Source organism: Anaeromonas frigoriresistens (genome assembly GCF_016820655.1).
Classification (GTDB): Bacteria; Bacillota; Clostridia; order Tissierellales; family SIT17; genus Anaeromonas; species Anaeromonas frigoriresistens.
The window spans coordinates 1-19,017 of record NZ_WSFT01000050.1 but is presented as its reverse complement, the minus strand read 5'-3'; the positions used below and the strand labels follow the sequence as shown (position 1 = coordinate 19,017).

Sequence of the window (19,017 nt, the reverse complement as noted above, 5' to 3'; positions counted from 1 at the left end):
ATAGTTAAACTTTGAAGTAGGGGTGAGGTAATTTGCATGAATTGGGTGTTGTGATTAAAGTAGTTAAAACTGTTGAAGATTTTGCAAAAAAAAATGGGGTCAAAAAAATTGATACATTGGTTCTTCAGATTGGGGAGCTATCTTCAATGATACCTAGATATATTGAAGCTTGTTATCCAGCAGCTGTTGATGGGACTCTTATGCAGGATACTAAGTTGAAAATTGAGATACTACCAGGGAATGGTAGATGTAATAACTGTTATAAGGTTTTTAATTTGATCAAGAGCCACAGTCAATGTCCGAACTGCAGTAGTGATGAATGGGAATTACTTAGCGGAAAAGAGTTTTTAATTAAAGAAATAATTGCTTGTTGAAAGAGAGGTTATTATGAAAAATCAAATGACAAAAAAACTAATATTATCATCTGTATTTATAGCATTGGGATTGGTGTTACCAATAGTATTCCATACTATTGGTGGGGGAGGTTCTATGTTTTTGCCTATGCACATCCCTGTATTGATTGGAGGATTTTTTCTAAATATACCATTTGCGGTGGCAGTGGGTGTACTAACACCATTATTAAGTTCTTTATTGACGGGTATGCCACCAATTTTTCCAGTACTACCTTTCATGGCTGTTGAACTTGCCACTTATGGTGCTATAATAAGCTTGCTTTCTAAAAAATATAATATGAATATTTATGTATCACTTATTACTAGCATGTTATTTGGTCGGATTATGGCTGGAATGATGGTATGGATATTGGCAACCTTTTTTATGGCTGAACTACCAAGTCCTATTATTTTTATACAAGGGGCAGTTATTAAGGGCATCCCAGGAATAATGATTCAGTTGATCTTTATACCTGTAATTATTATTTCAATAAAAAAATATAAAAGTAGAAGTGAATCTCAACAATCGGATGGATGTATTTAATGAAAGAACAAAAGGATTTTTTTAATAAGGTAGCAAAGGATTGGGATGAAATTTGTAAACACGATATGAAGAAAGTTGAATTTATATTGGATTTAATTGATATCGATACTGGAAGTCATATATTAGATGTAGGTACAGGTACGGGTGTGCTTATCCCCAGTTTGTATCAGCAAGTCACTAATTCAGGGTATATAAAGGCAATAGATGTATCTGAAAAAATGATAGAGGTTGCCCGACAAAAAAATAAGTATGAAAATATTATCTTTAAATGTGGAGATGTCCTAGAAACTAATGAAGATCAGAATAGTTATGACCATGTCATCTGCTATTCCATGTTTCCTCATTTTCAATCTAGAAAAAGAGAAGCAATAGTTAAACTTTCACAAAAATTGAAAGTGGGCGGAAAACTTACCATTTGTCATTCTAAGAGTAGAGAAACTATCAATAATCTTCATAAAAAGGCAGAGGATACAGTTAAAGAAGACAATTTACCTAAAATGGAAATCATAATAGAATATTTCTTGGAAGCAGGATTAAAGGTGGTAAAAGAAATTGATAATGAAGAAATGTTTGTAATTATAGGACTTAAATAACTAATTAATGATTATAGAGTAAAAAAGACTTTATTACCCTTAAAATAGGGAATGAAGTCTTTTTTTAAAATCAATATTGATTTAAAAACCTTAAATTAGGGTATCAAATAATAGAATTAAATATAATATAAAGTTAAATTATAGGAGGTTATTCTGTGTTTTTCAAACAAATAAAAACAGAAGGATTAGCTCATTTTTCTTATTTAATAGGAGACGGAAAAGAAATGGCTGTTATTGATCCACGGAGAGATATAGGAATTTATCTAGAAGAGGCAAGAAAAGCTGGAATGAACATTAAATATGTATTTGAAACTCATCGAAATGAGGATTATATTGTTGGTTCTTTAGAAATACAAGAGAAAACTGATGCTAAAGTCTATATTTCAGGGCACGAAGATTTAGGACATGTATACGGTGAAAAACTATACGATGGAGACACAATAAAGGTGGGAAGTCTTACAATCAAAGGGATTCATACCCCCGGTCATACTTTAGGACATATGAGTTATGGTCTCTATGAAGAAAATCATGAAAAACCTTATATGATTTTTACTGGAGATTGTTTATTTATGGGGGACTTAGGAAGAACAGACTTTTATGGAGAAGAAAATTTAGAGAAAATGACAGGTTTATTATATGATAGTATATTTAATAAATTAATCCCCCTGGGAGATGAAGTATTAATTTTTCCAGCTCATGGAGCAGGATCTGCCTGTGGAGATACTATAGATGAAAGGCCCTATACTACTTTAGGTTATGAAAAAGCAAATAACAGTGAACTTCAAGTAAGATCTAAAGAAGAATTCATTGAAGGGTTTGCTCGGATGAGATTGAAACCTCGTTATTTTGAGAGAATTGAAGAATGTAATGTTAAAGGGGCAGAATTTGTAGGTGAAGAAGTTCTATTAAAATCATTGTGGCTTGAAGAAATTGAAAAAAGTGATAAAGACCTTACTTTGATAGATACTAGATCTAAAGAGGCTTATTTTGGAGGTCATATTCCAGGGTCTATTTACTTTATTAGAGAAAACATTTCAAGTTATATGGGTTCTGTACTACACCCTGATACACCGATTGCATTTATAATTGATGATAATGAAGAAGAAAAGTTGAAAGATTTATATTGGTTTAGTAGACGTATGGGATTTGAAAAGATTAAAGGATTTGTGGCTAATGGAATCAGCCAGTGGGAAAGTATAGGCAAAGATTTAGAAACACTTCAAACTATAACTGCAGAAAAATATATAGAGATTGCTAATGAAAATGAGGATTATATACTACTAGATGTTAGAAAAAACAATGAGCTTGAAGAAGAAGATCCTTCTAAAAATAGAATGAATATTCCTCTTCAAAACCTTTATAAAGATTGGGAAGAAATACCTTCAAATAAGACTATATACGTTCTTTGTAGGACAGGAGAAAGATCTACTATTGCAGCATCTTTTATAAAGAGTAAAGGATATGATCCTCAAGTTATTTCTGGAGGCATTCAAACTCTTAAAACACTTCTAAATAAGTAATATAAGTTAATATATTATTAGATCCTCTTAAGCTGATGCCTGGGAGGATTTTTGTTGGATTAGCTTAAGAATTACTATTCAGAGGATATATTTTAAATCGATTGATTAAAGAGTTCTCTCATAAAACAAAAAGTCAAGCTATGGGTAGAGCCATCGTTATAGTTTTCTTATTTATATTAGTTGAGTTATTCCAGGCTAGAAAACAGTTAACTAAGATCAATAAGACTTTACAAGAATAATCTTTTAAACTTGTTTTAAAACTATTTGTACTAAAAAAGAAACTATAACCACCATAGAAGAAATAATAAAACCATGGAACATAGGAGCCAGTCCTGACTTAGAAAGATGTTTAAAGTTTGTTTTTAGACCTATTGCTCCTAGAGCCATAACCATTAAAAATTTACTTGTATTAGAAACATATTGACTAACATCATCTGAGACTAATCCTGTACTTTTAATAGAAACCATTCCTAGAAACATAAGTATAAACCATGGAAAAATCTTTTTAATGTTCACTTTAGTATCTATATTAATATTTTCATTATTTGATTTTTTCATAAGTCTTTCATTGATAAAAGAAAATATGATGACCACGGGCACAATAGATAAAGTTCGAGTTAGTTTTACTATAACAGAAAAGTTACCAGCTACATCAGAAAAAGCATATCCAGCTGCTACTACTGATGAGGTATCATTAACTGCAGTTCCTGTCCATAGACCATATCCTAAATTACTCATTTCAAAGTACTTACCCATTATTGGGAAAAGAATAACCATGATAATATCAAAAATAAATGTAGCTGAGATTGCATAAGCTATATCACTATCCTCTGCGTCAATTACCGGGGAAATAGCAGCAATAGCAGATCCACCACATATTCCTGTACCAGCAGATATAAGTCCAGATAACTTCCAATTCATTTTAAAAAGCTTACCTACTAGATATCCACCTCCAAAGGCTGTAAAAAGAGTGAATACCATAACAATTAATGAGAATTTACCAACCTCTAATACTTGGGAAAAACTAAGGGTAAATCCCATAAGTATAATTGCAAGCCGTAATATTTTCTTTGAGGTAAAACTAAGACCTTCAATAAAAATATTTTGTGTTGAAATTACAGGATTTAGAACCATACCAATTAATAATGCAAAAACTCCTGCACTTATTATATGATATGGAACAAATCTACTTATAAAGATTGATAAGGTTGCAAGAATAGCAGAAAGGAATATTCCTCCCATGTTTTTTTTGATGAATGCCATAAACTCAACTCCTTTTTAATTTTACACTTGATTCTACCATCTATTTACCATAAAATCTAATTATAAATACTTATATATCTATAATATATACTTATAAATATTTTAATAGTTGGAGGAAATAAAATGTTAGATTCTAGAGTGGAGTCATTTTTATCAGTATGTAAATATAAAAGTTATACTAAAGCATCAGAAGAACTTTTTATATCTCAACCTGCTGTAACTCAGCATATTCAATATCTTCAGAAGAAATATGAGTGTAAGTTCTTTAATTATTCAAATAAAGAATTAAAACTTACAAAGGGTGGAGAACTTCTTTATAAACATTTTCAGAATGCAAAGACAAATGATAATATTATAGCCCAAAAGCTAAAGGAAATAAGTAAAAAAAGTAAAAGGCTAAAATTTGCAGCCACTTTAACAATAGGGGAATTTACTCTTTCACCAATTCTCAATGATTTTATAAATGAGTTTAATAAATATGATATAACTATGTATGTTGATAATACTAAGACTGCTCTAAAAATGTTAAATAACGGAGAAGTACATTTTGCACTAGTTGAAGGTTTATTTAATAAAGCAGAGTATGAAAGCAAACTATGTAAAATTGCTGATTTTATATTAACAGCACCTATTACTCATCCCTTGGCTAGTAAAGAAGTAGTATCTTTGGAGGATTTAAAAAATGAAACAGTAATAATAAGGGAAAAGGGTTCGGGGTCTAGAGAAATATTAGAGAGGGGACTATTTGATAGGAACTTCACCCTTGAAAACTTTAAAAATACTATTGAAATAGGTAATGTGAATGCTATGAAAAACATGGTGAAAAAGGGAGTAGGTATTAGTTTTTTATATAAAGATTCTGTAAATGAGGAAATAAAAAATAACCAACTAGCAGAGATTAAAGTATCTGACTTTATTGTAAAAAGAGAATTTAATTTTATTCATTTAAAAAATGAATTAATTAAAGAAGAAATGGATATATTCTATTCCTTTTTTCAAAAAAATATAAATTAAAAAATGAGTATAAATAAACAATTGTTTATTTATACTCATTTTTATTTTTTCTTTATTCACCTTTATCTTCGTTTTCCTTTTCAGGCTTTGGTAACAAAGCTTTTCTAGATAAGTTGATTTTTCCTTGAGGAGTAATTTCTGTTAATTTCACTTCGATTAAGTCACCCTCACTAAGGATATCTTCTACCTTATTAACTCTTTCGTGAGCTAGTTTAGAAATGTGTACTAATCCTTCTTTACCCGGTAGAATCTCTACAAAGGCACCAAAATTCATGATCTTTATAACCTTACCTGTATATACTTCACCTACAACAGGATCTTTAACGATGTTTTCAATCATTTCTAAAGCTTTTTTAGCAGATGCTTGATCTGGTGAAGATATGAATATTGTACCGTCATCTTCTATATTTATATTAACACCTGTTTCATCAATAATTTTATTGATTACCTTACCACCTGCACCAATAACTTCTCTAACTTTATCAGGATGAACTTTCATTTTAGTAACTTTAGGAGCATAAGGAGATAATTCGCTTCTAGGTGTGTCTATGGCTTCTTTCATTTTATTTAATATATGAAGTCTTCCTATTCTAGCCTTCTCTAGAGCAGTCTCCATGATTGCTTTATCAATCCCTGCTATTTTAATATCCATTTGCATTGCAGTAATTCCATTATCAGTACCAGCTACTTTTAAGTCCATATCTCCTAGGGCATCTTCCATACCTTGGATATCTGATAAGACTGTAATTTTATCTTCTTCTTTAATAAGTCCCATAGCTATTCCAGCTACCATACTTTTAATAGGAACACCGGCATCCATTAAAGCAAGGGTACTACCACAAATACTTGCCTGGGATGAAGAACCATTGCAACTAAGAACTTCTGATACCACTCTAATAGCATAAGGGAAGTCTTCTTTACTTGGAATCATAGGTAGAAGGGCTCTTTCTCCTAAGGCACCATGGCCAATCTCTCTTCTCCCTGGACCTCTTAAGAATCGAGTTTCTCCAACACTATAAGGAGGGAAGTTGTAATGGTGCATGTATCTTTTTTCTTCTTCCTCACCGATACCATCTATCCTTTGAACGTCCCTTAAGTTTCCTAGTGTAGCAACACTTAATACTTGAGTTTCTCCTCTTGTAAATAGACCAGTACCATGAGTTCTAGGTAAAAGTCCTACTTCACTTTTTATTGGTCTAATTTCCTCAGGCTTACGCTTATCTGGACGAAGACCCTCAGAAATAATCATTTTACGGGTTTCTGACTTTATAAGATTTGATATAATTTTTTTAACATCTTTTGAAGAATCTTCATATTTTTCTTCGAAATACTCTACCGTTTCTGTTTTAATTAGATCAATGCTTTCATTTCTCATTGTCTTATCAGGAATTTTAATAGCATCGATTAATCTAGTACTTAAAAATGTTTCAACTTCTGATTCAAGGTTTGAATCTATTTCCTTAATTATTACTTCAGATTTAGGCTCTCCTATCTCTGATACGATATCTTCTATAAATGTAACTATCTTTTTGATTTCCTCATGGGCAAACATAATTCCATCTAAAACTTCAGCTTCTGTTAACTCATTAGCTCCAGCTTCAATCATCATAACTGCATCTTTTGTACCTGAAACTATAAGATCTAAAACACTTTCTTCTTTCTCTGAGCTAGTAGGATTTATAATATACTTTCCGTCTATCATACCAACTGAGACAGATCCTGTTGGTCCCATAAATGGAATGCTAGATACTGATAGAGCAAGAGATGCACCGATCATAGCTGTAATATCAGGGGGACAATCATTGTCTACTGATAAAACAGTAGCTATAACTTGTACATCATTATGATATCCCTTTGGAAACAAAGGTCTAATAGGTCTATCAATTAGTCTAGAAGTCAATACTGCTTTTTCACTAGGTCTTCCTTCTCTTTTTATAAATCCTCCTGGTATTTTACCAACAGAATAAAGTTTTTCTTCGTAATCACAGCTTAGTGGGAAAAAGTCTAGACCTTCTCTAGGTTCTTTAGACGCACATGCCGTAACTAAAACAACCGTATCTCCGTAAGTGATTCTACAAGATCCTTGAGCAAGTCCTGCTACTTTACCAAATTCAGCAACAAAAGGTCTGCCTCCAAGATCTGTTTTAAAAGTTTTTACCATATTAAACAACTCCACCTTCTTATTTTCAAATTGCTTTTACACTTAATATTTCTTGTACAGTCATTATGTATAGAATATAAAAAATGCTTTTAGCTTTTTAAATTTTTATCAATAATATGTCTAAATTAGAAATATTACAATATATTTAGTTATCTACATTATAGCAAAATAAAGATATTATAACAAACTTATGATCTATAGTTGCTAGTATTTTAAAATTTTCTTTTAGAAAAGTTCTTAATGATTCAAAAAGAATAAAATAGATGACGATTATACTATAGTATAATCGTCATCTATTTTATTTTTTCCCTAGTAATTCTCTAGCAATCAATTCTAAAGCAAGGGTTTCTCTCTGAATAGAAAAGCCCATAGATGCTTCTTTTTTAGCCATAACATTTTTATTATGAGAGATTGCTTCATCTATCTCAACCCAAACAGGAGACATGCCATTGGTTACTTCATAATCTTCAAACTTAGTGTTATCAAAGTCTTCATCTATTTCGCATATATAAAAATAAGATAGTAAATGCATTAAATCATACTCTGGCTTGTGATGTGGTCTATATTCATCAATAAAGCCAAACTCATTTATTATTTTTATATTCTTGGCTCCAGTTTCTTCTGATAACTCTCTTTTAAGTCCCTGAATGATATCTTCTTCCGGGTCAATCCCACCCCCAGGGAAACTATAATCATTATATACTTTTGTATAGAGTAGAAGAATCTTTGAACCTTTTAAAATGATGCCCCTACCTGTTATTCTTTCAAATACATTCCCTTCTAGTGTATCTAAATTATTGTTTACAATCTTCTTTAATAATCTCAAGTTATTACCTCTTTCTTATATTGTAGACTTATTATCTTAATAAGGAAACTTCTCTTAATATTACACCTTTATTTCGTTCTTCTACAGTTTTAATTGACCATTCATTTTGGAATAAAAGTACAGGATCTTTCTCTTCATTTTCTACAATCATGGTATCCATAGTAATAGAGAAAGTGCTTGAATCAAAGTTATCCATTTCCACCCAACGTATATAACGATATGGTAGACGTTCCATTACAAGATCAACGCCATATTCATTTTTCAGACGATACTCTAATACTTCAAATTGTAGGACACCAACTACACCAATGATTAATTCTCCTACACCAATATTAGGTTTTCTATATACTTGAATAGCACCCTCTTCTGAGAGTTGTGTAATACCTTTTAAGAATTGCTTTCTTTTAAGGGCATTTTTAGTATATACTTTAGCAAAATGTTCAGGAGCAAATTGAGGGATACCTTGATATTTTAAATCTGACTGATTTTCAGATAGGGTATCACCAATATTAAATATTCCAGGATCATGTATTCCTATAATATCACCAGGATAAGCATTATCTACGATAACACGATCTTGAGCTAGAAACTGCTGGGGCTGAGCTAAACGTATTTTCTTATTTTTTTGGACATGATTAACTACCATACCTTTTTCAAATTTACCTGAACAAATTCTTAAGAATGCGATTCGATCTCTGTGGGCAGAATTCATATTGGCCTGAATTTTAAATATAAATCCAGAGAAATTATCAGATTTAGGATCAATTTCACCTAAATTACTTTCCCTAGGTTTTGGTGGCATAGTGATATCTAGAAAAGATTCTAAGAAGGGTTCTACTCCAAAATTGGTAAGAGCACTTCCAAAGAATACAGGTGTTAAATTACCCTGTAATATCTCTTCAAGGTTAAAGTCATCTCCTGCAATATCTAAAAGTTCCATTTCACTTTTTATTTGCTCATGAAGGTCACTTCCTAATAAATCACTAAATTTTTCATCATAGATATCTCCTCTTACTGCTTTTGCGATAGATTGGCCATGGTTACCACCGCCAAAAGCTTCGATTTGTTTCTTATGACGGTTAAAAACACCTTTAAAGTTTTTTCCTTCACCAATAGGCCAGTTCATAGGGTAGGAGCGAATACCTAGCACCTTTTCAATATCCTCTAGCAATTCAAAGGGATCTTTTCCGGCACGGTCAAGTTTGTTGATAAATGTAAAGATTGGAATACCTCTCATTTTACAAACATGAAAAAGCTTTTTTGTCTGGTCCTCAACACCCTTTGATGAATCAATAACCATAACAGCACTATCTGCTGCCATAAGAGTTCTATAAGTATCTTCACTAAAATCCTGGTGACCAGGAGTGTCTAAAATGTTAATGCAAAAGTTATTATATTCAAATTGAAGAACACTTGATGTAACAGAAATACCTCTTTGTTTTTCAATTTCCATCCAATCTGATACAGCATGTTTGCTAGATCTTCTTGATTTAACTGATCCTGCTGAACGGATAGCTCCTCCATATAATAAGAATTTTTCTGTTAATGTAGTCTTACCAGCATCTGGGTGAGAAATAATGGCAAATGTCCTTCTTCTTTTAACCTCATCAATAAAGCTTAATTTTTTTTGAGTCATTTTTATCTTCCTTTATCTATATTATTTATTATTATCCATATTTAAAAGCATAGCTTTCTTAAGCATATTCCTTTCTAGTTCAACTGTCAATGATTATTAAGAAAAAGCAGAAGTCTCTAATATCTATGAGATATAACTAAGAGAAGCTATATAAAGAAAATTAAGTATTTTTACATATAAATACTAATAATGATAATAATATAGATGTAATAATTAAAATTTAGGGAGGTAAATTATGAATCATACTAATCAATCTAATAATGATATGGCTATAATAAATGAAAACATGGCTAATTTTGCTGGTGAATTTAATATGACAAAGTCTGGATTTGACAAAAATATGCCCGGTCATAACAGTAATCACCATATGATATTTCGTCAAGAACCCAGGACAATAAAGGAAACCAATGCAGGAATTGGATTGCCAATAGATACAAGAAAAGAAATGGCCCTTCAACTTGATGATCATCAATGTGCTTTAACTGTGGCATTACATCAATATAATAAACATCACTGGTTAACAGAAGGGGCTGAATCTTTTCTAAGTTTACATCATTTATTAGAAGAACATCGTAATAAAACTGTAGAACATATAGATATGATAGGAGAAAGGGTTGCAAGATTAGGGGGAGTACCAACAGCCCATCCAGTGACACAACACGAACTTTCTTATATCAAACATGAGGTTGAAGGCCGATATACAATGAGAGATTTTATTCGTAATGATTTAGAGCATGAATTAAAACTTCAAAATATGTTGAGAAAAACTATAGATCGTGCCCATGCGCTAAAGGACTATGGAACTTCTCAAGTTTTACAAGAAGTGTTAGTAGATAGAGAGGATTTAGGTTATCATCTATACAGCGTATTAGAAGATGATACCTTAGTAAGAGGAATGGATCATTTAATCGATCGTGAAGGTAATATAGCTAAAGATGGATATATTGATTCATCAAATAAATTACAATAGTTGATTTTGAAATAAAAGGACTCACTTTTAATTAAAAGTGAGTCCTTAAAATTATAAAAACAAAACTTTTAATTTAGTTATTGACATAGCATTAATTAACTGTTAATATCTTATCATAAAGATAAATGATAACAATTATCAATATCATTTAACTGAATTAATATAGATGATTTTAAATAACTTTTTATAACAGGAAATAGCTGTTTTATATGATTTATCTAAGATATTAATGTCTATAAAATTCTATATATCATGTAGTAAGATAAAAAATTAAATACATAATAGAGTAGAAATAACCTAATAAATATAATAGAATAGCAAATCTATATTTTTTGTCTTCTTATTGACAATGATTATCATTTCCAGTATTTTAATAATAAACAATGATTAAATTAATATATTAATTAGGATTTTGAAACTGAAAGGGGATTAATAATAGATATGAAATTATCAGAAGGTAAAAAAGGTGTACCCTATACTATTAAGTCAGTAAATGGAAATGAAGAAATGAATACCTTTCTTTTTTCTTTAGGTTGTTTTGAGGAAGAAGAAATACTTATAGTTAAAAAAATGCGTTCTAATTTTATTATTAATATTAAAGATGGACGATATGGTATAGATAAACAGCTTGCTAGTGTTATAGAAGTGATTTAGATTCATCCTTATCTATAATTTAAAAACAAGTAATAAAATATTTTGGAGGTGCTATTATGAAAATTGCTTTAGCTGGTAATCCCAATAGTGGGAAGACCACATTATATAATGCAATTACTGGAAAGCAAGAACATGTTGGTAACTGGGCTGGCGTAACAGTTGATAAAAAACAAGCAAGACTTAAAGAGAATTTTGGAAAGAATGTTTCGGTAGTCGATCTCCCGGGAGCATATTCTATAAGACCTTTTACTAGTGAAGAAAGTATAACAAGGGATTTCGTTAAGAATGAAGCTCCTGATGTGATAATTAATGTAGTGGATGGTACTAATCTAAATAGAAGTCTTTTCTTTACAACGCAGTTATTAGAGCTTGGAATACCGTTGATTGTAGCTTTGAATAAGTCAGACTTAGCCAAAGCTAAAACAGAGATAAATATTGGTAAATTAGAAGATGAGTTAAAATGTAAAGTAGTTCCAACTATTGCCCTAAAAGGGAAGGGACTAAAAGAACTTATCGATAATGCTATTGAAGTTTCAAATAATAAGAAGCAGGAAAATGTTTTTTCTGAGCTTTCTAAGTATAATAATATTGAGAAACAAGATAAAGCTAGATTTAAGATAGTAAATAAGATTGCATCAAACGTAGAGATGAAAAAAGTAAAGTCTACTGATGAAACTTTAGAAGATAAAGTAGATAAATTCGTAACAAATCCTATTATAGGTATTGGACTATTTGTTTTAATAATGAGTTTTATATTTGATTTATCTATCAATACTTTAGGAGCTTATATCGCAGACTTCTTAGTGGGTATAATCGAAGGGTTCCAAGGGAGCTTGGCAGAGATGATGACAAATGCAGGTGTTAGTGATTTCCTTAACTCATTACTAACTGATGGTATAATTGGTGGTTTTGGAGCTGTTATGGGATTCCTGCCTCTTATTATGGTATTAATGTTCGGTTTAGCATTAATAGAGGATAGTGGATTTATGGCCCGTATAGCAATGATATTTGATCCATTGTTTAAGAAAATAGGTTTATCAGGAAAATCAATTGTACCTATGATTGTAGGATATGGTTGTGGTATACCAGGAATTATGGCTTCAAGAACTATTAAAGATGAAAAACAACGACGTATGACTGCATTATTAACACCTTTTGTACCTTGTGGAGCTAAAGTTCCTATTATAGCTTTATTTACAGCAGCATTCTTCCCTAATCACGGATATTTGTTTGCACTAACATATTTAGTGGCTTTTGCAGTGATTATTTTAGTAGGACTTTTAATAAAGGCTATTACAGGAGCAGATGATGTAAATAATTACTTTATTGTAGAATTACCTGAGTATCGTATACCAAGTGTTAAAAGAGCTTTTATGAAAATGTTAGAAACAGGTAAAGAATTTATTATGAAGGCTGGTACAATAATAGTTGCATGTAATACAATAGTATTCATTATGGCATCCTTTAGCTTTAGATTTACTCTTGTAGGAGATGCAGTAGAAAATTCTATTTTAGCTAATGTGGCATCACCCTTTGCTATTCTACTTATTCCTGTAGGAATAGGAGTATGGCAACTGGCAGCAGCAGCTATTACAGGATTTATAGCAAAGGAAGAAGTAGTTGGAACATTAGCAGTAGTATATTCTATGGGAGCAGCAATTAATGAAGACTTTGAATTAACTAATTCATTATTATTAAAGGAAAATATGGGAATAACAGCAGTAGCAGCCCTTGCATTTATGTATTTTAATCTATTTACACCCCCTTGTTTTGCTGCTATAGGAGCTATGAAAGCAGAATTAAAATCTTCCACATGGCTTAGAAGAGGAGTAATGTTACAGTTTGGTGTAGGGTATACGGTTGCTATGATTGTATATCAAGTTGGTACATTAATAGCTTATGGGAGATTAGGTGATGGATTTATGGCTTCAGTAGTTATTTTAACAGCTATTAGTATTTATTTAATGAAATTAATTAATGCTGGTAAGAAAGAAAAATCTCTAGTTCTAGCAAGTGAAGTTGCATAAAACTAATAAAGAGAGAGGGATAATATGGAAAACTTAATTGTAATATTAGTTATAGCTACAATATTATATTTTGCCATTAAACCAATTATAAGATTTAAAAAAGAAAAGGGAAGTGGAATTAGTTGTTATAAGTGTTCCCAATATAAGGATGGTAATTGTAGTAAATCCTAGTTTTAAGGCAAAGCAACTATAAAAACTTTATATCATATTAAATCTCCCCAGTTTTTTGGGGAGATTTTTATTTTGTTAAAGAGATTTTACTTATATGTGACGGTAATCACATATTCAGATTATTTAAAATGATAGGATATAGATGAGAAGAATTATCAATTAAATATACATCTAGAATAATGAAATCATTGATTAAAAATAAATAAGTAAAATAAAAAGAGGGGATGATAGCTAGTGAAAAAAGATATAAAGTATATTACTATCGATGGTCGAGGAGAGCATGAGTCTTTTAGAGATTGTATCACTCAAACAATTAAGGATCTGAAGCCTGATGAAGGGATTCATGTAATCAAAGATTTTGAACCCTTTCCAATGTATCAAATGATGGATAAAAAAGGATTTGATTACACCTTAGAAAAAGTAAGTGATGAAGAATTTCATGTTTATTTTATTCCAAAAGTTAAGCCTAAAAAGCTTCAAATGGAAGAATATATAAATAGTGATGATGAAAAAATTAATAAGATTATAAAAATTAAACTGGATTATCTAAAAGGAAATATTTCTTTAGAAGATGCAAAAAAAGAAATGAAGGCTAATTTTAAACAAGTAACTGCTCAGGAATTTGCTATATGTGAACAATATCTTCAACAATATGAGATAAGTGATGATGAATTAACGGAAAGAATGGATGAAATACTAGAAATATTTGAGGGAGTATTGGTAACTAATAAACTAGAAGTACCCAAAGGCCATCCTATAAGGACTTACTTAGATGAAATAGAAAATATCAGAAAGGTCCTAGATAAAATGAGAGGTATGCTTCATAGGAAGTTTATAAAGAATCAGTGGGCTGAACTTTATGATAAATTAAATGAAATTAACATTCATTTTTCTAGAAAACAGAATCAGTTATTTGCTGCCCTAGAAAGAAAAGGCTTTGACAAACCTTCACAAATTATGTGGACTTTAGATAATGATATAAGAGATATAATAAAGAAAGCAAAGGAATATTTAGAGGCCGATAAAGATGATGAATTCTTAAAATTACAAGATGAAGTAATTGAAATGGTAGAAGATATGATGGTAAAAGAAGAAGAAATATTATTGCCAACTTCTATAGATCTTCTTTCAGAGGAAGACTTCGTCCAAATGAGAAAAGGGGATGATGAAATAGGATATTGTCTGATAGATTCCCCTCCTGCTTATGGCAATACTACGAATGAAGAGAAAAGTAAATCTTCAAATAATGAATTATTAAAAGATTTAGCTAGTGTTCTTCAAAAGCATGGAGTAATGAATCCATCCTCAAAAGGTGAAGTATTAGATGTTAGTCAAGGAAAATTAACTTTAGAACAGATCAATCTTATTTTTAAACATTTACAAGTAGATTTATCCTATGTGGATGAAAATGAAATTGTAAAATTTTACAGTGATACTAAGCATAGGGTATTCCCTAGAAGTGCAGGAGTAATTGGAAGAAAGGTTCAAAATTGCCATCCAAGGGAAAGTGTAGATACGGTAGAAGAAATTATTAAAGCCTTTAGAGAAGGGGAGCAGGATGAAGCTGAGTTCTGGCTAGAGATGGGAGATAAGTTTATCTATATTATCTATAATGCCGTAAGAGATGAAACGGGAAATTTCAGAGGAGTATTAGAGATGATGCAGGATGTTACCCATATCAGAAGTTTAGAGGGAAGCCAAAGGTTATTATCTTGGAATGATAAAAAAGAAGATAATAATACTTCAGATAATATTTCTGAGGAAAAAGAAAATAAATATAGAATTACTAAAGAAACTAATATAGGAAATTTAGTAAAAGAATACCCATTTATAAAGGGTTTCTTAATTAATCTATCACCTAAGTTTAGTAAATTAAAGAACCCAGTATTATTTAAAACCATGTCCTCTATGGCCACATTAGAAATGGTTAGTAAAAGAGGAGGATTTAAAACTCAAGGACTTATTGATAAAATAGTAGATGAAATAGATACTAAGAAGTAGAAACATTGGAGGTACTAATGAAGAAGATATTGTTAATTGTACTTGGAAGTATTAGCTTAGGTTTGGGGGTTATAGGTATATTTTTACCGGTAATTCCCACTACTCCTTTTTTATTATTATCTCTTTGGTTATATATGAGAAGTAGTAAAAAATTATATAATTTTGTTCTTACTAACAAATATTTAGGTCCCTATGTAAATGATTATATCTCCGGCAAGGGAATTCCAATAAAGGCAAAAAAGAAAGCAATATTTTTAATATGGTTAACCATAGGGTTTTCTACTATATTTATTATAGGTAAAGCTATTCTTAAAGTTATGCTATTATCCATCGCCACTATTGTTTCAGCATATATTTGGACTAGAAAAACTCGGAAGGTTAAATGAAGTAATAAATAAAAGTCACTCTAAAATTTTTATTTTAGAGTGACTTTTATTTATTAGAAATTTAGATATATAATTAAAGTAGATATTTAATAGGGAGGAAAAAGATGAACTCAAAATTTAAAAGGCAATTAAAAAAATTAAATAAACAAGAAAAGAAAATTTTAAATAAAAAAGAAAACAAATTAGTAAAATTAAAGATAAATCCCATTAGAGATAAAATTGAAAGTAAAATACCAGATAAAGTAAAGAATGCATTAGATATAGCTTTTTTCAAGGGATTTCATTTAGTTTTTGAAAAGGGAAATCAATATATTGAAAAAACCTATGATAAAGATAAGATTAAATTGGAGCATGATTTAAATAATTATAAAATAGATGAGAAAGTAAACAGAAAGCATATCAAAGAGTTAGATAGACAATCTAGACGATCTAAAATATTCAATTCTTCTTTTTCTATACTAGAAGGAGGAGCTCTAGGTGTCCTTGGTATTGGATTACCAGATATTCCTCTTTTTATTGCTACTATTATGAAGAACATTTATGAAATTGCTCTTAGTTATGGATATGATTATGAACGAGAGGAAGAAAGGGTGTATATCCTTCTAATAATATGTGGTGCAATGACCCAAGGAAAACCTCAATTAGCATTTAATGACCAAATAGATAGGCTAGGTCACAATATAGATCAAGGTGTTTATAATGAGGTAAATCTAGAGGAGCAAATAAGAGTTACATCTAATATCTTATCAGATTCAATGCTTGCTGCAAAATTCGTTCAAGGTATTCCCATTATTGGAGCCGTTGGAGGTATAGTTAACTATAATATTATAAATAAAATAGGAAAGTATGCCAGTATAAAATATAAAAAGAGATATCTGTTAAGAAAAGAATAGAAACAAATAAACTATAACCAAGGAGGAAATTGAATAATGTACTTAGATGAATTTTACATAAATCAAAAATTCTATTTAGAGCCTATTAAATTATCATTAGAAGAAATTAAAGAATTTGCTATTAAATATGACCCTCTTCCATTACATCTTGATGAAAATTTGCTGAATCAAGTAGGTTTGAAGGGATAATTGCTTCTGGTTTTCACACCTTAGTAGCTATTTGGGGTCAATGGGTAAAGATGAATAAAACTGATAGTGAAGTTATTGGGGGAATAGGGATAGATGACTTAAGGTGGATGTCCCCGGTATATCCAGGAGATAGTTTAAGAGGAATAATAGAAGTAGTAGATTTAATTCCATCTTCAAAAGGGGGAAAGGGAGTTCTGGTTAATAAGGTTACTGTACATAATCAAGATGATAAATTAGTACTTACTGCTCAAGTTAAGGCATTGATGAAAAGCAGAAATAATTAAGAGCTAAGGGAGAGTATATGAAGAAGATTCTGTAGAAAGTAAAGAGTTATACCCTAATAAATCTATAAAAACTAGCACTATACTTTTATATCATGGAGATGAAGTAAGTTTTATAATAAATTATTATGAAAGTATAGAAATGTAAAAACCAGTCATAGAGTATTAAAGGATTCTTTGAATAATTCAAGGAATCCTCTAATAATATAAGAATATAAAAATAAATGGTATGAGTTTCCTATAACTGGTAAAATAGCTAAAGAGCAAATAGATAAAATCAATTTATATAGATATTCACTAGGAACATAACTAAGTCAATTTTTTCATAAAAATATAGCTTGCAATATAAATAAACCCATGATATACTTATAAGGTTGATTGTTAGTCGGATTAAAGTTAAATTATTTTTTATATTTATTTTATGGTTAGAGTTAAAACTGCTATGAAAATGCTTTTCATTTTATATCTAAAGAGTATGAGAATTTAGGTGCCTTCCTTATATATACTAGAGATATTTGAAATATCTCATGATGAAAGTAGATTATTCTATTCTGGAATTTTCAATATGAATTTTTTAAATAAATAATTATATGGTTAATCCTTATAAGTTTTGTATAGGATGTTTTCTATTATACTCTAATGGTAGAAAGTACATATTCTCTGCACTTATTTTAGGCTTAATTTAGTGTTTTAAAACATTGATTATTCGCTAACATATTCTTATGTTAGTTTTTTTATTGTGAAATATTTAAATTCAACAAATAATATAAGAACAAATATATCTAATTATATTAAAAGAAAATAGAAATTAAAAGGAGGTGTCTTGATGACACAAAGTATAATGTTGACACTTATAGTATTATTTTTAGTAACAGCTTTTACAAATATTTTAGCCACATTAAAGAGTATATTGCTTGCAAAGAACATAATGAATCCAGTATACTTCCTAGTATTCATAGATGCTATTATTTTTGCAACTGTACTAGGAAAAGTAACTAGTTCAAAAGGTATTCATTTTGCAGTGGCCTATGCTCTAGGTAAAACACTAGGAGTTTTTATAGGTGGTAAAATTGAAGAACGAATTGCACTGGGTATTTTAGAAGTAGATCTGTTTTTAAATAATAAAAACAAAATGATAGAACTAGCAGAAAAACTTAGAGCGGAAGGATATACAGTTAATAACTTTTTAGCTAGAGGAAATAACGGAGATAGAAGATATAAGTTAGAAGTTGTTATAAGAAGAAAAGAATTCAAAATACTTGAAGGTATTATGAATGAATGTGGTGTAACAGATCCAACCTTAAAGATTAAAAGTCTGAACAAGGTAGAAGGAAAGATTACTACTACAAGAATAAAGGCTATTTAATAAAACGAAAATAAGAGGTTATTAGATTTGTGAATGTGAAATAAAAAGGGACCATAAGACTAAACTATAAAATGGACCCTATAAAGTAGACAGTTTAAAAAAGAGGCATATTGCCAAACTAAACTGACTC

Annotated in this window: 20 protein-coding genes; 16 read left to right on the top strand and 4 right to left on the bottom strand. The window is 30.2% G+C overall.

The annotated features are described in order from the left end of the window. Positions 1 to 41: 41 nt before the first annotated feature. From GOQ27_RS13120 to GOQ27_RS13100, 5 genes are all read left to right on the top strand, one after another. Positions 42 to 374 carry a hydrogenase maturation nickel metallochaperone HypA gene (locus GOQ27_RS13120; protein ID WP_484477128.1) on the top strand — a complete coding sequence of 111 codons (333 nt, stop codon included), beginning with the start codon at positions 42 to 44 and terminating at the stop codon, positions 372 to 374. A gap of 13 nt (positions 375 to 387) precedes the next feature. Further along, a complete protein-coding gene (locus GOQ27_RS13115; RefSeq protein ID WP_203367330.1) occupies positions 388 to 936 on the top strand; it encodes an ECF transporter S component in 549 nt (182 codons plus the stop codon). Next, a complete protein-coding gene (locus tag GOQ27_RS13110; RefSeq protein WP_203367329.1) occupies positions 936 to 1,529 on the top strand; it encodes a class I SAM-dependent methyltransferase in 594 nt (197 codons plus the stop codon). The genes GOQ27_RS13115 and GOQ27_RS13110 overlap by 1 nt, the downstream gene beginning before the upstream one ends. Before the next feature lie 155 nt (positions 1,530 to 1,684). Further along, positions 1,685 to 3,049 (top strand): MBL fold metallo-hydrolase, encoded by a 1,365-nt coding sequence (locus GOQ27_RS17540; protein ID WP_203367328.1) that lies wholly within the window; start codon positions 1,685 to 1,687, stop codon positions 3,047 to 3,049. Positions 3,050 to 3,150: 101 nt separating this feature from the next. Further along, entirely contained in the window at positions 3,151 to 3,288 is a 138-nt protein-coding gene (locus GOQ27_RS13100) for a hypothetical protein (RefSeq protein ID WP_203367327.1), read from the top strand. Positions 3,289 to 3,292: 4 nt separating this feature from the next. On the opposite strand, the gene GOQ27_RS13095 is transcribed toward GOQ27_RS13100, so the two are convergent. Continuing rightward, positions 3,293 to 4,312 carry a YeiH family protein gene (locus GOQ27_RS13095; protein WP_203367326.1) on the bottom strand — a complete coding sequence of 340 codons (1,020 nt, stop codon included), beginning with the start codon at positions 4,310 to 4,312 and terminating at the stop codon, positions 3,293 to 3,295. 123 nt (positions 4,313 to 4,435) lie between these two features. Between GOQ27_RS13095 and GOQ27_RS13090 the strand changes: the two genes are divergently transcribed. Next, a complete protein-coding gene (locus GOQ27_RS13090) occupies positions 4,436 to 5,326 on the top strand; it encodes a LysR family transcriptional regulator (RefSeq protein WP_203367325.1) in 891 nt (296 codons plus the stop codon). Between the two features lie 52 nt (positions 5,327 to 5,378). Here the strand turns inward: GOQ27_RS13090 and GOQ27_RS13085 are convergent, their stop codons facing one another. From GOQ27_RS13085 to GOQ27_RS13075, 3 genes are all read right to left on the bottom strand, one after another. Next, entirely contained in the window at positions 5,379 to 7,487 is a 2,109-nt protein-coding gene (locus tag GOQ27_RS13085) for a polyribonucleotide nucleotidyltransferase (protein ID WP_203367324.1), read from the bottom strand. 298 nt (positions 7,488 to 7,785) lie between these two features. Next, positions 7,786 to 8,313 (bottom strand): NUDIX domain-containing protein, encoded by a 528-nt coding sequence (locus GOQ27_RS13080; RefSeq protein ID WP_203367323.1) that lies wholly within the window; start codon positions 8,311 to 8,313, stop codon positions 7,786 to 7,788. A 31-nt stretch (positions 8,314 to 8,344) separates the two neighbouring features. After that, positions 8,345 to 9,949, bottom strand: coding sequence for a peptide chain release factor 3 (locus GOQ27_RS13075; protein ID WP_203367322.1), 1,605 nt, complete (start codon positions 9,947 to 9,949; stop codon positions 8,345 to 8,347). Positions 9,950 to 10,184: 235 nt separating this feature from the next. Here GOQ27_RS13075 and GOQ27_RS13070 point away from each other — a divergent pair, with 235 nt between their 5' ends. The 10 genes from GOQ27_RS13070 (at position 10,185) to GOQ27_RS13025 (ending at position 18,887) form a co-directional block, all read left to right on the top strand. Further along, on the top strand, positions 10,185 to 10,919 hold the full coding sequence (locus GOQ27_RS13070; RefSeq protein ID WP_252187843.1) for a Dps family protein: 735 nt from the start codon (positions 10,185 to 10,187) through the stop codon (positions 10,917 to 10,919). A 441-nt stretch (positions 10,920 to 11,360) separates the two neighbouring features. Continuing rightward, positions 11,361 to 11,573, top strand: coding sequence for a FeoA family protein (locus tag GOQ27_RS13065; protein ID WP_203367321.1), 213 nt, complete (start codon positions 11,361 to 11,363; stop codon positions 11,571 to 11,573). Positions 11,574 to 11,629: 56 nt separating this feature from the next. Next, positions 11,630 to 13,600 (top strand): ferrous iron transport protein B, encoded by a 1,971-nt coding sequence (gene feoB, locus GOQ27_RS13060; RefSeq protein WP_203367320.1) that lies wholly within the window; start codon positions 11,630 to 11,632, stop codon positions 13,598 to 13,600. A 24-nt stretch (positions 13,601 to 13,624) separates the two neighbouring features. After that, on the top strand, positions 13,625 to 13,771 hold the full coding sequence (locus GOQ27_RS13055; protein WP_203367319.1) for a FeoB-associated Cys-rich membrane protein: 147 nt from the start codon (positions 13,625 to 13,627) through the stop codon (positions 13,769 to 13,771). A 234-nt stretch (positions 13,772 to 14,005) separates the two neighbouring features. Further along, on the top strand, positions 14,006 to 15,772 hold the full coding sequence (locus tag GOQ27_RS13050) for a PAS domain-containing protein (RefSeq protein WP_203367318.1): 1,767 nt from the start codon (positions 14,006 to 14,008) through the stop codon (positions 15,770 to 15,772). Positions 15,773 to 15,789: 17 nt separating this feature from the next. Next, positions 15,790 to 16,158 (top strand): YbaN family protein, encoded by a 369-nt coding sequence (locus GOQ27_RS13045; RefSeq protein ID WP_203367317.1) that lies wholly within the window; start codon positions 15,790 to 15,792, stop codon positions 16,156 to 16,158. Positions 16,159 to 16,262: 104 nt separating this feature from the next. After that, complete coding sequence (locus GOQ27_RS13040; RefSeq protein ID WP_203367316.1) at positions 16,263 to 17,051, top strand: EcsC family protein; 789 nt, start codon at positions 16,263 to 16,265, stop codon at positions 17,049 to 17,051. Positions 17,052 to 17,087: 36 nt separating this feature from the next. Continuing rightward, positions 17,088 to 17,240, top strand: a complete 153-nt coding sequence (locus GOQ27_RS13035; RefSeq protein WP_203367315.1) for a hotdog family protein — start codon at positions 17,088 to 17,090, stop codon at positions 17,238 to 17,240. Further along, positions 17,237 to 17,524, top strand: a complete 288-nt coding sequence (locus GOQ27_RS13030) for a MaoC/PaaZ C-terminal domain-containing protein (RefSeq protein WP_203367415.1) — start codon at positions 17,237 to 17,239, stop codon at positions 17,522 to 17,524. The genes GOQ27_RS13035 and GOQ27_RS13030 overlap by 4 nt, the downstream gene beginning before the upstream one ends. An 823-nt stretch (positions 17,525 to 18,347) precedes the next feature. Continuing rightward, positions 18,348 to 18,887 carry a DUF5698 domain-containing protein gene (locus tag GOQ27_RS13025; protein WP_203367314.1) on the top strand — a complete coding sequence of 180 codons (540 nt, stop codon included), beginning with the start codon at positions 18,348 to 18,350 and terminating at the stop codon, positions 18,885 to 18,887. Positions 18,888 to 19,017: the final 130 nt, after the last annotated feature.